Origin of the sequence: Jiangella alba (genome assembly GCF_900106035.1) — a bacterium.
Lineage (GTDB): Bacteria > Actinomycetota > Actinomycetes > Jiangellales > Jiangellaceae > Jiangella > Jiangella alba.
The window spans coordinates 2,998,167-3,011,921 of sequence record NZ_FNUC01000003.1 but is presented as its reverse complement, the minus strand read 5'-3'; the positions used below and the strand labels follow the sequence as shown (position 1 = coordinate 3,011,921).

The 13,755-nt window shown below is 71.6% G+C and carries 11 protein-coding genes and 1 riboswitch; of the genes, 6 read left to right on the top strand and 5 right to left on the bottom strand.

What is annotated here, in order from left to right; translation table 11 throughout:
• Positions 1-16: 16 nt before the first annotated feature.
• On the bottom strand, positions 17-838 hold the full coding sequence (locus BLV02_RS16255) for a carbohydrate ABC transporter permease (protein WP_069111666.1): 822 nt from the start codon (positions 836-838) through the stop codon (positions 17-19).
• Positions 839-840: 2 nt separating this feature from the next.
• The gene (locus BLV02_RS16250) at positions 841-1,788 is read right to left on the bottom strand and encodes a carbohydrate ABC transporter permease (protein WP_069111667.1); all 948 of its coding nucleotides are present in this window, start codon (positions 1,786-1,788) and stop codon (positions 841-843) included.
• A gap of 334 nt (positions 1,789-2,122) precedes the next feature.
• On the opposite strand from BLV02_RS16250, the gene BLV02_RS16245 reads away from it, so the two are divergent.
• The 5 genes from BLV02_RS16245 (at position 2,123) to BLV02_RS16225 (ending at position 7,765) form a co-directional block, all read left to right on the top strand.
• The gene (locus tag BLV02_RS16245) at positions 2,123-3,040 is read left to right on the top strand and encodes a 2-deoxy-5-keto-D-gluconate 6-phosphate aldolase domain-containing protein (RefSeq protein WP_069111668.1); all 918 of its coding nucleotides are present in this window, start codon (positions 2,123-2,125) and stop codon (positions 3,038-3,040) included.
• A complete protein-coding gene (locus BLV02_RS16240; RefSeq protein WP_069111669.1) occupies positions 3,037-4,395 on the top strand; it encodes an FGGY-family carbohydrate kinase in 1,359 nt (452 codons plus the stop codon). The genes BLV02_RS16245 and BLV02_RS16240 overlap by 4 nt, the downstream gene beginning before the upstream one ends.
• Entirely contained in the window at positions 4,392-5,825 is a 1,434-nt protein-coding gene (locus tag BLV02_RS16235; protein ID WP_069111670.1) for an aldehyde dehydrogenase family protein, read from the top strand. Before BLV02_RS16240 ends, BLV02_RS16235 begins: the two co-directional genes overlap by 4 nt.
• 241 nt (positions 5,826-6,066) lie before the next feature.
• Positions 6,067-6,305, top strand: a riboswitch (cobalamin riboswitch).
• Positions 6,306-6,445: 140 nt separating this feature from the next.
• Complete coding sequence (locus BLV02_RS16230) at positions 6,446-7,417, top strand: GntR family transcriptional regulator (protein ID WP_216094235.1); 972 nt, start codon at positions 6,446-6,448, stop codon at positions 7,415-7,417.
• A 105-nt stretch (positions 7,418-7,522) separates the two neighbouring features.
• Positions 7,523-7,765, top strand: coding sequence for a hypothetical protein (locus tag BLV02_RS16225; protein WP_069111671.1), 243 nt, complete (start codon positions 7,523-7,525; stop codon positions 7,763-7,765).
• Between the two features lie 199 nt (positions 7,766-7,964).
• On the opposite strand, the gene BLV02_RS16220 is transcribed toward BLV02_RS16225, so the two are convergent.
• Both BLV02_RS16220 and BLV02_RS16215 read right to left on the bottom strand, forming a co-directional pair.
• Positions 7,965-8,342 carry a hypothetical protein gene (locus tag BLV02_RS16220; protein WP_069111672.1) on the bottom strand — a complete coding sequence of 126 codons (378 nt, stop codon included), beginning with the start codon at positions 8,340-8,342 and terminating at the stop codon, positions 7,965-7,967.
• 53 nt (positions 8,343-8,395) lie between these two features.
• The gene (locus BLV02_RS16215) at positions 8,396-8,887 is read right to left on the bottom strand and encodes a hypothetical protein (RefSeq protein ID WP_141711591.1); all 492 of its coding nucleotides are present in this window, start codon (positions 8,885-8,887) and stop codon (positions 8,396-8,398) included.
• A 310-nt stretch (positions 8,888-9,197) separates the two neighbouring features.
• On the opposite strand from BLV02_RS16215, the gene BLV02_RS16210 reads away from it, so the two are divergent.
• Positions 9,198-12,350 (top strand): family 20 glycosylhydrolase, encoded by a 3,153-nt coding sequence (locus BLV02_RS16210; protein WP_171906749.1) that lies wholly within the window; start codon positions 9,198-9,200, stop codon positions 12,348-12,350.
• Positions 12,351-12,413: 63 nt separating this feature from the next.
• On the opposite strand, the gene BLV02_RS16205 is transcribed toward BLV02_RS16210, so the two are convergent.
• On the bottom strand, positions 12,414-13,739 hold the full coding sequence (locus BLV02_RS16205; protein WP_074946384.1) for an NAD(P)/FAD-dependent oxidoreductase: 1,326 nt from the start codon (positions 13,737-13,739) through the stop codon (positions 12,414-12,416).
• Positions 13,740-13,755: the final 16 nt, after the last annotated feature.

The window sequence follows — 13,755 nt, the reverse complement described above, 5'->3', positions numbered from 1 at the left end:
TGGGACGCGGGCGGGCTCAGCCCTTGACACCGCTGGCGAAGCCCTGGATGAGGGAGCGCTGCAGGAAGAAGTAGGCGATCAGCACGGGCAGGGCGCCGATGATGAGAGCGGCGAAGACCAGCTCCCACTCGGAGGCGTACTGGCCGACGAAGCCGTAGATCGCCACCGGGACCGTCTGGTTGGCCGAGCCGCTCAGATAGAGCAGCGGCGAGAGGAAGTCGTTCCAGACGAACAGCCCGTTGAGGATGATGACGGTGCCCGTCACCGGCCGCAGCAGCGGGAACACGACCCGGCGGAAGGTCTGCAGGGGCGAGCACCCGTCGATGGAGGCGGCCTCCTCGTAGTCCACCGGGATCAGCCGGAGGAACTGGACGTACAGGAAGATCGAGAACGGCACCCGCAGGCCGCAGTAGAGCAGGATCAGTGGGGTGATGGTGCCGAGCAGCCCGAGGTCGCGCATGGTCTGGTACAGCGGGATCAGCGCGAGCTGCAGCGGCAGCAGCAGGCCGACCATGAAGGTGTAGAACGCGGCGGTCGACCACCTCGCGGTCGCGCGGGCGATGGGGTAGGCCGCGGCCGCGGACACCACCACGATGATCGTGACGCTGACGACGGTGACGATGGCGCTGTTCGCGATCGCGCCGCCCAGTCCGGCGCGCTGCCAGGCCTCCTGGAAGTTCTCCAGCGTCGGCGCGGTGGCGGGGGAGAGTGCCGACGACGTGTCGCCGGACGGCTTCAGGGCGATGTTGACCAGGATGTAGAGCGGGAAGGCGAACACGATCGCGGTCGCGATCATGACGGCCTCGCGGACGCCGGTGCGCCAGGTGTAGCGGTCCATGTCTACTTCTTCTCTCGCCGGGACAGCATCCGGTACTGGAGGATCGAGATGACGGCGACGAACAGCGCCAGGACCACGGCCAGGGCGGTGCTGTAGCCGAACTCGCCGTACTGGAAGGCGTTGCGGTAGACGAGCGTCGACAGCGAGTCGGTCGACTGCGCGGGCCCGCCCTGCGTCATCACCCAGATCTGGTCGAAGATCATCAGGCCGCGGATCATCGAGAGCATGACGTTGACGGTGATGGCCGGCCCGAGCAGCGGCCGGATGATCGACCAGAACCGCCGCACCGGCCCGGCGCCGTCGATGGCACCGGCCTCGAGCAGTTCCTGGGGGACTCCCTGCAACCCGGCCAGGAAGATCACCATGGAGTAGCCGGCGAACTGCCAGATCACCACGAAGGCGATCGCCCACAGCGCGATCGACGGGTCGCCGAGCCAGTTCTGCGCCAGCGCGCCCAGCCCGATGCCGTCGAACAGCTGCGTCAGCGGGCCGCCCGGCGTGTAGATGAACTGCCACAGGAAGGCGATCACGACGGACACCACGACAACCGGGGCGAAGAAGATCAGCCGCAGCACGTTCCGGCTCTTGATCTTGCTGTGTACACCGAGCGCCAGCAGCAGGCCGATGACGTTCTCGACGATCGTGATCACGATCGCCAGCGCGAGCGTGTTGCGCACCGCCCGCAGCGCCTGCTCGTCGTCGAGGACCCGGGCGAAGTTGTCCAGGCCGACGAAGTTCCAGCTGAGGTTCAGCCCATTCCAGTCGGTGAAGGCGAAGCCGATCCCTCGCGCGCTGGGGATCAGCACGGCGAACGCGTACAACGCGAGAGCGGGCAGCAGGAAGTACCAGGTGCCGGCGGCCCGGCTGCGCCGGCGTCGCGGTGCGGCGGCCGTGGTCGCCGCCGGCGCCGGGCGCTGAGTCTCGGGTCGCGCGGATGTCCGGGCGCTCACGCCGGAGCCTCAGTCCGCGGCGGGAGGCCAGCTCCACACGGCTCCACCAAATTCCACATGGCCGGTCACTATAGGGCCGGAGGCAGCGTCGCCGTCAAGGCCCGAGATGAAGACGTTGTTGCCCCGTGATGACGTTGCCGTTGCGAATCAGCCCGCCTGAACAGGGATAACACGAGCTTGGCGCGACAGTTCACTCCTGGGCCGCCCAGTGCACCAGGCGCGGGTCGATTGACGAATGCAACTGAATCCACATAGAGTCACACGCATTCCGCCGCTCGACGACGGTCCGGCCGCGGCCGAGGACATTTCCGTCGAGCTTGACGAGAGAGAGCTCATGGCCACAGAAGACCTGTTCATCCTGGCGTTCGACCACCGGGTCGCGATGGAGCGCCGGTTCCCCCGCGACGCCGAGAGCACCGGCGACCGGTACGCGCGGTTCGCCGCGGCCAAGCAGGTCATCCTCGACGGCGCGGTCGCCGCGGTGCGCGAGGGCATGGACCCGTCGTCGGTGGGGGTGCTGGTCGACGAGCAGTACGGCGCACACACGCTGCCGCTGGCGCGCCAGCACGGCTTCACCACGTGCATGCCGGTGGAGCGCAGCCTCGCCCCGCTGTTCACCCTCGAGCACGGCGACGACTTCGCCGCCCACGTCGACGCCTACGACCCCGATCTGGTGAAGGTGCTGGTCTTCCACAACCCGCAGGACGAGTCGCGGCATGACGAGCATCAGGAGCAGCTGGCCCGGCTGGCCGAGTTCAGTCGCTGGTGCTCGCCGCGCCGGCAGCGCTTCATGCTCGAGCTGCTGATCCCGGCCACCGCGGACCAGCTGGCGGTCGTCGGCGGCGACCAGCGCCGCTTCGACCGTGAGATGCGTCCCGGCCTGATGCTGGAGGCCGTGCGCCAGGCACACGCCGCCGGCGTCGAGCCGGACATCTGGAAGATCGAGGGCTTCGACGCCACCGACGACTACGCCGCCGTCGCCGAGCTGACCCGCGGTGGCGGCCGCGACCACGTCGTCTGCCTGGTTCTCGGCCGGGCCGCCGACGACGACGACGTGCGCGGCTGGCTGACCGCCGCCGCGCCGGTGGCCGCCGTCAACGGCTTCGCCATCGGCCGCAGCATCTTCGAGGGACCGCTGGAGTCCTGGTTCGCCGGCGACGTCTCCCGTGACGAGGCCGTGGCGGCCATCGGCGCCTCCTACCTGGGCTTCGTCACCACCTTCCGCGAGGCCCGCGGGGTGCCGGTGTCGTGACCGGCGTGCTCGTCGGCGTCGACGCCGGGACCACGACGGTCAAGGCGGTCGCGCACACGCTGACCGGCCGGGCCCTCGGTTCCGGCCGGCGCCCGACGCCGTGGCGCGAGCGTAGCGGCGTCGTGCGGATGGACGCGGACGAGCTGACCGCGGCGGCGCTCGGCGCCATCGGCGACGCGCTGTCCGGCGTTTCCGGCGACGTCATCGGCGTCGGGGTCACGGGCATGGCCGAGAGCGGCGTCCTGGTGGACGTCGCCGGCCGGGCCCTGACACCGATCCTGGCCTGGTACGACGAGCGGCCCGACGCCGTGCTGCCGGACGTACGCGCCGACGTGGGCGGCGACGACGCGTTCACCACGCGCACCGGCCTGCCGCTCAGTACCCGCTGCACCGCCGTGAAGACGCGCTGGCTGGCCGACCAGGACCTCGTCGACGGCGCCCCGGCCGGCTGGGCGACCGTGCCGGAGCTGCTGGTCGCCCGGCTCGGCGGGAGCTTCGTCAACGAACTGTCGCTGGCCGCCCGGACCGGCTGGCTCGACGTTCACGAGCGGCGCTGGCTGCCCGGTCACGTCGCCGCCAGCGGCGTCCGGCTGTCCCTGCCGGAGCCGGTTCCGGCAGGCGCCCCTGCCGGGCGTGCCGACCCTGGCGGCCGTCTCGCCGGCGCGGTGCTGACGGTGGGCGGGCACGACCATCTGTGCGCGGCAGTGGGCGCCGGGGCGACCCGGCCGGGCGACGTCCTGAACTCGCTGGGCACCGGCGAGGCCATGGTCCGGCAGGCGGTGCGCGCCGTCGGGCCGGCTGCCACCGTAGCGGCCGTGCGGGCCGGCGTCACCGTCGGCTGCCACGTCTTCCCCGGCACGCAGTCGCTGTTCACCGGGCTGGGCAGCGGCCTGGCGCTGCGTCGGTTCCTGCGGCTGCTGGGCGTCGCGGAGGACGATCACGAGGCGCGGCGGGACCTCGACGCGGCGGCGCTCGCGCTGGCGCCGGACCCGGTGCCGATCGGGGTGGCCGACGTGGCCGGAGCGGTAGCGACGCTGACCGGCATTCCGGCCGAGCCGAGCCCGGCCATGGTCTGGCGAGCCGCGCTCGACGCGGTGATGCGGCGCGGGCGCGCCGCGCTCGACGTCATGGCGTCGGTCACCGGCCCGCACACCCGCGTCGTCGCCGTCGGCGGCTGGCTGCGCGGCGACGCTGTCGTCGCGACCAAGCGGGCGGCGCTGGGCGACGTGCTCATCCCGCCGGTGGCGGAGGCCGCCGCACGCGGCGCGGCGCTGTTCGCCGGCCTGGCCGCCGGCCGCTACGACTCCATCGACGATCTTCCCGACCCGACCGACCAGCAGGAGGCGAACCGATGACGACGAGGCAGATCCGGCATCTCGTGGCGGGCACCTGGACCGGCGAGCCCGCAACCGAGCGGCGCAACCCCGCCGACCCCGGCGACCTCGTATCCGTCACCGCCGCCGGGGACGCCGGCCTCGTCGACGACGCCGTCGCGGCGGCCACCGCCGCCCAGCCGGCGTGGGCCGCGCTGCCCGGCCCGGCTCGGGGCCGGGTGCTCACCGGCGGCGGTGAGCTGCTGTCGGCCCGGCTCGACGAGGTCGCTCGCGACCTCACCCGCGAGGAGGGCAAGACGCTGGCCGAGGCGCGCGGCGAGGTGCAGCGCGCCGCCGACGTGCTGCGGTTCTTCGGCGGCGAGGGCTGGCGGTCGGCCGGCGACATCTACCCGTCGTCGGTACCGGCGACCCTGACGTACACGCGCAAGGAGCCGCTCGGCGTCGTCGCGGCCATCACGCCCTGGAACTTCCCGATCGCCATCCCGGCCTGGAAGATCGCGCCGGCACTCGTCGCCGGCAACGCCGTCGTGCTCAAGCCGGCCGGCCTGACCACGGTGTCCACCTGGCACCTGGCTCGCGCGCTCGTCGACGCCGGCCTGCCGTCCGGCGTGCTCAACCTGGTGCACGGTTCCGGTGCGCTGCTCGGCGACGCGCTGGTGGGGCACCGCGACGTCGCCGCGGTGACGTTCACCGGCTCCACCGCCGTCGGGCTGTCGATCCAGGCCCGCGCGGCCGCCCGGCGGGCCCGGGTGCAGACCGAGATGGGCGGCAAGAACGCCCTGGTCGTCCTCGACGACGCCGACCCCGCGGTGGCGGCGCGGATCGCCGCCGCCGGCGGCTTCGCCCTCACCGGGCAAGCGTGTACCGCCACCAGCCGGGTCGTCTGCACGCCGAAGATCGCCGAGGCGTTCACCGCGGCACTCGTCGAGGAGGCCGGCCGCTTCGCGCCCGGCGACGGACTGGCCGACGGCGTCCTCATGGGCCCCGTGGTCAGCGAGTCGCAGCTCGCCACCGGCCGCTCCTACCTGGAGATCGCCGAGGAGGACGGCGGCGAGGTGCTGACCGGCCGCGACCCCGGCGACGGGCTGTTCCAGCCACCCGCCGTCGTCGCCGGCGTCCGCCCCGGCCACCGCATCGCCCGGGAGGAGGTCTTCGGCCCGGTCGTGTCGGTGCTGACGGCGACAGACCTGGACGAGGCGATCGACATCGTGAACGGTGTCGACTACGGGCTCACGGCCGGTCTCGTCAGCAACGACCTGCGCGCCGTCCACCGGTTCGTCGAGCGGGCGCAGGCGGGCGTCGTCAAGATCAACCGGCCGACCAGCGGACTGGACCTCAACGTGCCGTTCGGCGGGGTCAAGGACTCCTCGACCAACACCTACCGCGAGCAGGGCGCCGCCGCCGTCGACTTCTTCACCTGGATCAAGTCCGTCTACCTCGGCCACGACTGAGCACGGCCCCAGAAGGGCTCGGGCGGGATCGCCGCGCGCCGCCCCCCCCCCCCCCCCCGGGTTCTCGGATCACATGCAGGTCTAGAGGGCTGGTGGGACGCGGTCGGCGGCGGTCGTGCACGCAGACATGGTGGTGGCCGTTGGCGGATCGGGTGCACGCCAGCTCGTCGATCTCCTGCTGCTCCTTGATCGGATTCACGACGAGTGTCTCTGCGGCGTGGGCCGTCGCGGCGACCGCGGCTAGACTGTGGGTGCAGCTGGTTCGGTGCCGGCCGGTTCGTCAGGGTGGTGCCGACGTGAGAGGGAATCCGGTGTGAGTCCGGAGCTGCCCCGCAGCGGTGAGTGGGAACGAGAGCCGTCTGTCTCGTGGGAGGGACAGCACTGGGCGTGTGAGCGTCTGGGAAGCGACGGCCGGTAGGTGATCGGCGTGTGCCGGTTGTGCCCGCGAGTCCGAAGACCTGCCCGCTGTGCGGTCCGCCTTGCCGGGTGGGTCGCTGGCCGTGGCCTCGCGGGAGGGTCGTCGGCGATCACGCCGCGGCGTGGGCGCTGGGTTGTCCGTGCGAGGTCCTCTGGGACTCGCGAAGGAGAGCCCTGTGACTGCAACCACCAGCAGCTCCTCGGTGAACGGCCGGACGCGCACGGTGGCCGACAAGATTCAGGTGAGCGTGCACTCGGACATGCCGGTCTACCGGCAGATCGTCAACCAGTTGTCGTTCATGGTCGAGACCGGTGATCTCAGACCCGGCCAGGTCCTTCCCGGCGCCCGGCTGCTGGCCGAGGACCTACGGATCAACCGGAACACCGTGGCGCGTGCGTACGCGGAGCTCGGCGAGATCGGTCTCGTGGAGGGGCGCGGGCGGACCGGGACGTTCGTCGTGGGGCCCGGGTTGGCGAGCGCCGACTCCCGGGTGCGTGAGCGTGCGCGCCGGATCTTGGAGTCGTGCATTCGTGAGTGTGTCGCACTCGGTCTGTCCGCCGTCGAGGTCCAGTCGCTCGTGCTGAGCATTGCTGTGCGCGCCGAGAGCGATCTGCTCAAGGTCTCGTTCGTCGAGTCCGACGCCGGCCGGGCCCAGCGCTTTGCCGCGGAGCTGGAAGTCTTGGTCGGTGTCAAGGTGAACCCGCTCGTGCTGGGGCGGTTCGAGCCCGAGGAAGAGCGGGCCAACCTCGTCCTGACGACGTTCCCCCTTCTCGCGGAGGCCCGCGCTCTGATGCGCCGGCCGGAGACCGAGGTCGTCGCCGTCGTCGTCGCGCTGCACGTCCCGACGCTCGTGCGGATCGCGTCCGTGGCGGAGGCCAGGGTCGTGGGGGTCTGGTGCGGGACCCATGAGCAGGGCGTCACCGTGCGGGACTCGCTCAGGGACGTCGGCGTCGAGAACGTCCAGGTGCTCGACGGGCTCGAGGATGCGGATCTGGAGGGCATCGACATCGTCGTGGTCCCCGAGGAATCGACGGAGCTGACGGCGCTGCTGGACCAGAAGGCCGAGGTGATCCAGTTCGGCTACGTGCTCGACGCAGCGTCGACCCGCATGGTGGGCGAGGTCGTCCGAGACATGCAGGCGAACAAGAGGAACGGCACATCGCAGGTCGACTGATGTCGTTCACGGACTGACACCAAGAGTGATGGTGCCGGCGGCTCGGCGTGAGATGGATCGGCCGGTGAGCGGCGGGCTGGCTGCCGGGAGTCGTAGGTTGAGCCGGTGAACGTGGCCGAACTCCGAGCGCTGTTCGATGCCGAGGGCGTCGATCCGGACAGCTACTGGCTGGACGGCGGGCTTCCGACCGAGGCCTATGTCCTGGAGCGCAGGGCGTCGGGCTGGGCGGTCTATTACTCCGAACGAGGCCAGCGCTCCGGCGAGATGCGGTTCGAGACGGAGGGCGAGGCATGTGACCGGCTCAGGGCGATGGTCCTGCGCGACTCGTCGACCCGGCGGCGTCGCTGAGCGCTCTGCTGGCGGGCACGATCCTCGGTGGTCCCGCTCGGCGCACGGCGTGGCCCGTCCTGCCCTTGGGGACGACCGGCGGCATGACGGGAGTCGCAGTGATGCTGCGGCTCGGCGCCCCGCTCGGCGGTGTGCGGCGCATCCTTGCGCTCCGCGGGTCGTGCCCCGAGTCCCTTCGCGGGTTGGCCCCACAGAACGGCTAGGAGCCGAACCTCTCGATCAGCCAGGCGCACAGTTCCGGCTCGGTCATCTGGGGGAATTCCTCGGCGAAGGTGGCGAGGGCGCGGATGGCCTCGTCCCGGTCCAGCCCACGACGTTCCGCTGCCCGGAAGTACTCCTGGCGTGCGGCGGTCGGCCGTCCACCGCCGGCGCCGCGACCTGGGAGGCCGTCACGCCACTGCACGATCTCCTGCAGGCGGGTCGCTCGCCAGCCGGGGCTTCCGTCGACGTCGACGTCGGGTCCGGGGAACGGGTGATCCGAGTCTGGTGGGTAGCGCGAGCGCCACTTGTGCACAGCGTGTCGCGTCACGCTCATCGCCTCGGCAACGCCGAGGACGCCGACATAGTGCTCGACCATGTGCGCCAACGTCTCCGTTCCACCGGCCTCGTCGTCCCTGTCGTCGGCCGACGCTACAGCGGGTCACCGATCTTCGTCAACGACGTTGACGAAGTTTTGCGGCGAGCGTCGGTGCGCGTAGCCACCTGCTTGGTGGTCATGGCGATGAGCGCGGCCCAGATCAGGCAGTAGGCGCCGAACAGCATGCCGCCGACGTCGCTGGTGATCGCGCGGGCGATCATGCCGATTCCGCCGGCCAGGGCGAGGAGCGTGATCGCCGCGAGCGGTGCCGCGAGGACCCGGCGGGGGAGCCGTCTCGACACGGGAAGCAGCGGCGCGGCGAGGAGGGCGATGCCCAGCAGTCCGACGCCTGCGTTGCTCCCTTGAGCCCACGCGACGTCGCCCGGCCCGTACGTGTCGTAGCTCGCCGGGCCGACCTCCGGACCTCCGGTGACGCCGAGCCTCTCGCGGACGGCGTAGTCGACCTTGGAGGCGACGTAGAGCATCGTCCAGGCCATCGCGGCGACGGCCCATCGCCGGTGCGCCGCGCGTGATCTCGTGTCCATGTCCATCACCATGGCGATCGGCTCGCTCGGTCACCTCCCACGTCTGGGGGAGCCGGGCCGGTACGTGGGGGAGCCGACGCTTCGGCTTCACGGCGCAAGGCCGTCGCGCCGTGATTGTTCATGCGCGAAATAGCGACCAATCGTGCTTGACCGCTCATTCGCGGCCCAGCTAAGTTCGTTCCCCATCCGCAGCGGCCGGCTGCCTCGCCGCCGGCCGTGGACGTGTCCCACCCTTCGATCCGGGAGCGGGTAGCCGATGTCATCCACCGTGCGTACAAGTCTGGTCGCCACCGCCGCGGCGGTCGCGCTCATGAGTTCCACGCTGCCATCGGCAGGTGAACCCGGGCCGGCCCCTGGCGCCGACGGCCCGACGGCGGTGGACGCGGCGCCGGCCGTCGTGCCGGCGCTGCAGGAATGGACCGGAAACGGCGGGACGCTCCTGCTGCCGTCGGGCGCGCGCATCGTGGCCGACACACGAGATGCTCAGCTACTGGGCACCTCGCTGGAGGCGTTCGCGGCCGACCTGCGGGCCATCACCGGGCGCGAGCTCCCCGTCACGGTCGACGCGCAGCCGGCGCCCGGTGACGTCGTCCTCGACGTGGACGAGGCCGTGGCCGAGTCACCGGTCCAGGCCGGCGGCAAGGCCCGCGACGAGGTGTACGAACTGGACATCGCGGCCGGCCTCACCGTGCGCGGCCGGACGCCGGCCGGCGTCCAGCGCGGCACCCAGACCGTCCTGCAGCTGTTCTCCCTCGACCCCGAGCGCGTCGAGGTCCCGGCCGGGCACGCACGCGACTGGCCGAGGGCCGGCGACCGCGGCTTCATGCTCGACGCAGGCCGGCACTACTACGACCCGGCCTACATCGAGCAGACCATCCGCACGATGGCCTGGTACAAGCTGAACACGCTGCACCTGCACCTCACGGAGTGGAACGCCTTCCGGCTGGACAGCCCGGCCTTCCCCGGCCTGGCACACGAGGACTCCTACACGCAGGCGGACATCTCCCGGTTCGAGGAGGTCGCCGCCCGGTACGGTGTCGAGATCCTCCCGGAGATCGACCTGCCCGGGCATGCCACCGCCATCGCGGACTGGGCGCCGGAGACCAAGTGGAGCTGCCCCTCGGCGGCGAACTGGTTCGAACGCGACTTCACGCTGAACGTCACCAAGCCGGAGACCGAGGCGACGGTGAAGTCGATCCTCGACGAGTTCGTGCCGTGGTTCAGCGGCCCGCGCTTCCACGTCGGCACCGACGAGTACCCGACGGCCGGTGCGCAGGCACAGTGCCCCGAGCTGGTCGAGTACGCGGCCCAGAACGGCTACCCGACCACCGCCGACGTCTTCGTCGACTTCATCGACCGGATGAACGAGATGGTCAAGGCGCACGGCAAGCGCACGGTCATCTGGAACTGGTGGGATCACGATCAGGCACCGGTCACGGCGCCGAGCAAGGACATCATCGTCGAGGCGTGGACGGGCGACCACCAGCCCTACGTCGACCAGGGCTACGACGTCATCAACTCCGACAGCCGGCACTTCTACATCACGCCCCTGGGGCCGCCCGGGGGAGCGCTGCTTCCGGACACCGGCTGGATCAACGCCTCGTTCGTGCCGGACGACGACGCCGCCGTGCAGGGCTACCTCCTCTCCCGGTGGTCGGACCAGGCATTCGACCAGCCGGACAGCTACTTCGAGTGGTTCGCCGGGCGGCCGCAGCAGGTGCTGGCCGACCGGGCCTGGGGCGGACCGGCCGCGCCGTCGAACTTCGCGCTCGAGGAGCGGGCCGACGCCATCGGCGCGCCGCCGGGCGTGGTGACCGACGTCCCGGCCGGAGCGGTCCCGGTGACGGGTGACGTGTACGCCTCGGGCGAGCCGTGGGACGCCGCAGGCGCTGCGGAGCACGCGTTCGACGGCGATCCCGGCACGTTCGTCGACCTCGCCGCCGCCGACGGCGGGTACGTCGGCCTCGACCTCGGCGCCGGCAACGAGACCCGGCTGAGCGGCGTCCGGGCGATCCCGCGGCCGGGTTCCGGGCTGGCGCGCATGGTCGGCGGCCGCTTCCAGGGCTGCACGGACGGTCCGGACGCGGGCTGCACCGATCTCGCGGTCGTGCAGTGGCGGCCGTTCCGCGACTGGCTCGACCTGCCGGTCACCAGCGCCGGGTCGTACCGCTGGTTCCGGTACCTGTCGCCCGGCGGCGGGCACGCCAACCTCGCCGAGGTGCGATTCCTCACCGACGCGCCGAGCGACGTGCGCACCGTCCTGCGGCCGCCGGCGACCATGCGCGCGCTCGGCGAGAACGTCGTCACCGTCGAGCTGGAGAACCCCGGCGCGACGCCGGTGGAGGGCGTCCGGCTGGACGTCAGCGCCCGTGGCGGGCTCGACTACCGCACCGTTGCCGTCGAGGCACCACAGGTCCCGCAGCGACTGGAGCCCGGCGAACGGCGCGAGATCGACGTGCGGCTGCCGCTCGGCCTCGACGCCCTCCCCGGCGACTACCGCATCCAGGCCGTCACCAGCTGGCGGGCCGGCGACGGCGCCGACGCGGGCCGCTCCCAGACGGTTCGGACCGCGACCACGGTGCTCGACGGTGCACCAGTCGCCTTGACCAGCGAGGGCGGTGTCCCCGTCGTCGATGGTGGCCGGACCGTCGTCAGCCTGACCGCCACCAACAACGCCGCCCAGGCGGTTCGGGTGACCGTCACGCCACGACCGCCGGACGGCACGGCGGTACGGCCCGGCGCGCTGCCGGTGCGCCTCGGTCCCGGCCAGTCGCGCCGCCTGACGTTCGTGGTCGACCTCGCGGACCGTCCCGGCGTGGTGCGGCTGCCGTTCGAGACCGTCGTCACCCACGATCGCACCGAGCATGACGGCCCAACGGCGACGGTCTCGCTGAGCGTGCCCTATCCGAACCTCGCCGCGGCGTTCGATCGGCATGGCATGACCCGCGACGACGACGTGGCGCCGGCCTGGCTGGGCGGCGGCATCGACGGCGACGGCTCGTCGATCTCGTGGGACGCGCTGGCGGCCGCCGGCGTCCAGCCGGGCGGCACCGTCCAGCACGGCGGGTTCGACTTCACCTGGCCCGCCGAGGGCGGACCCGACCACCTCGCGGCGCAGGGCCAGACGATCGAGGTCGGTGCGTCCGGCTCCGAGCTCGGGCTGCTCACCACCGGCGCCTACGCACCGGTGACCGGCACCGGCAGCGTCCACTACACGGACGGCACCGTGACGGAGTTCGCGCTGGCCGACCCCGACTGGCACGTCGCGCCGCCGGGGTCGGACGTCGCGATCACCATGGCGTACAACAACTACGCGCCGGTGGGCCGGGTGGACCGCCCGACCTACGTCTTCTTCCATGCCGTCCCGCTCGACCGGCGGAAGACCGTCGAGTACGTGGTGCTGCCGGTCTCGGACCAGGGTGGCAAGTTCTTCCACCGGATCTTCGCGATGGCGCTGCGCTGATGCGCACCAGCTTGGCCGGGTAGCCTTCGCCGGTGAACCGGCCAAGCTGGTGGAGGGCCGTCGTCAGGCTTCCTGGCGTTGCCGCTCCACCCGGGCGAACGTCTGCTGCTCGGTGACGGCGCGCTCGGACCGGCCCCGCCCGATGAAGCTGACGAACCAGTGCAGCAGGGTCGTGATCCGGGACTTGAAGCCGATGATGTAGACGAGGTGGACGGCGAGCCACATCAGCCAGGCGAGGAAGCCGGTGATCTTGACCGAGCCGACCTCGGCGACGGCCCGGAAGCGGGAGATGGTCGCCATGCTTCCCTTGTCCTTGTACCGGAAGGCCCGACCTGTCTCCTCACCTCCGAGGGAGCGTCGGATCTCCGCCACGGAGTGGCGGGCGCCCTGAATCGCCACCTGCGCCACGCCTGGCAGCGAGTCGAGACTGATCATGTCGCCGACGACGTGGACCTCGGGGTGGCCCGGCAGGGTCAGGTCCGGCAGCACCGGGATGCGGCCCGAGTGATCGACCTCCACGCCGACCTGCCCGGCCAGTTGCTCGGCCAGTGGGCTGGCGGCGACGCCGGCGGCCCAGACCTTGGTGGCGGCGTCGATCCGGGTCCGGCCCGAAGGGTCCTCGACGTCCAGGCCGGTCTCGTCGACCTCGACCACCTTGGCGCCGAGCCGCACCTCGACGCCGAGCTTGTGCAGAGCCGCGTGGGTCTTGCGCTGCAGCTTCGCGTCGAAGCTGCCGAGCAGGTGGGGCGCGGCGTCGAGCAGGACGATCCGAGCCGAGGCCGGGTCGATGTGCCGGAACTCGTGGCGCAGCGTCCGCCCGGACAGCTCGGCCAGCTGCCCCGCCATCTCCACCCCGGTGGGCCCGGCTCCGACCACGACGAAGGTCGTGAACCGCTCGACGTCAGCGGGCCGCGACTCGGCGCCCGCGCGCTCGGCCAGCTCGAACGCGCCGAAGATCCTTCCGCGCAGCTCCAGCGCGTCGTCGATGCTCTTGAGCCCTGGAGCGTGCAGCGCGAACTCGTCGCGGCCGAACCACGACTGATCGGCGCCTGCCGCGACGATCAGCTGGTCGTAGCCATGGGTGTGCACCTGGCCGAAGGTCTCGGCGGTGACCGTACGGCTCGCCAGATCGATCTCGGTGACGTCACCCAGCAGCACCTCGACGTTGCGCTGCCGGGCGAGTACCTCCCTGGTGGACGGTGCGATCTCCCCTTGGGACACGATCCCCGTCGCCACCTGGTACAACAACGGCTGGAACAGGTGGTGGGTCGTCCTGGCGATCAGCTTGACGTCGACGTCGACACGCTTGAGGGCACGGGCGGCGAACAGGCCGCCGAATCCCGAGCCGATGATGAGCACCCGGGGCCGGGTGCCGGTTCCTGCGATCACATTGCCTCCTGTCGTG

What these genes read in the sequence shown, in the direction of transcription:
- BLV02_RS16215 (WP_141711591.1), bottom strand. Translation starts at nt 8,887, where the DNA reads ATGGACACGAGATCACGCGCGGCGCACCGGCGATGGGCCGTCGCCGCG.
- BLV02_RS16245 (WP_069111668.1), top strand. Translation starts at nt 2,123, where the DNA reads ATGGCCACAGAAGACCTGTTCATCCTGGCGTTCGACCACCGGGTCGCG.
- BLV02_RS16210 (WP_171906749.1), top strand. Translation starts at nt 9,198, where the DNA reads ATGAGTTCCACGCTGCCATCGGCAGGTGAACCCGGGCCGGCCCCTGGC.
- BLV02_RS16220 (WP_069111672.1), bottom strand. Translation starts at nt 8,342, where the DNA reads ATGGTCGAGCACTATGTCGGCGTCCTCGGCGTTGCCGAGGCGATGAGC.
- BLV02_RS16255 (WP_069111666.1), bottom strand. Translation starts at nt 838, where the DNA reads ATGGACCGCTACACCTGGCGCACCGGCGTCCGCGAGGCCGTCATGATC.
- BLV02_RS16235 (WP_069111670.1), top strand. Translation starts at nt 4,392, where the DNA reads ATGACGACGAGGCAGATCCGGCATCTCGTGGCGGGCACCTGGACCGGC.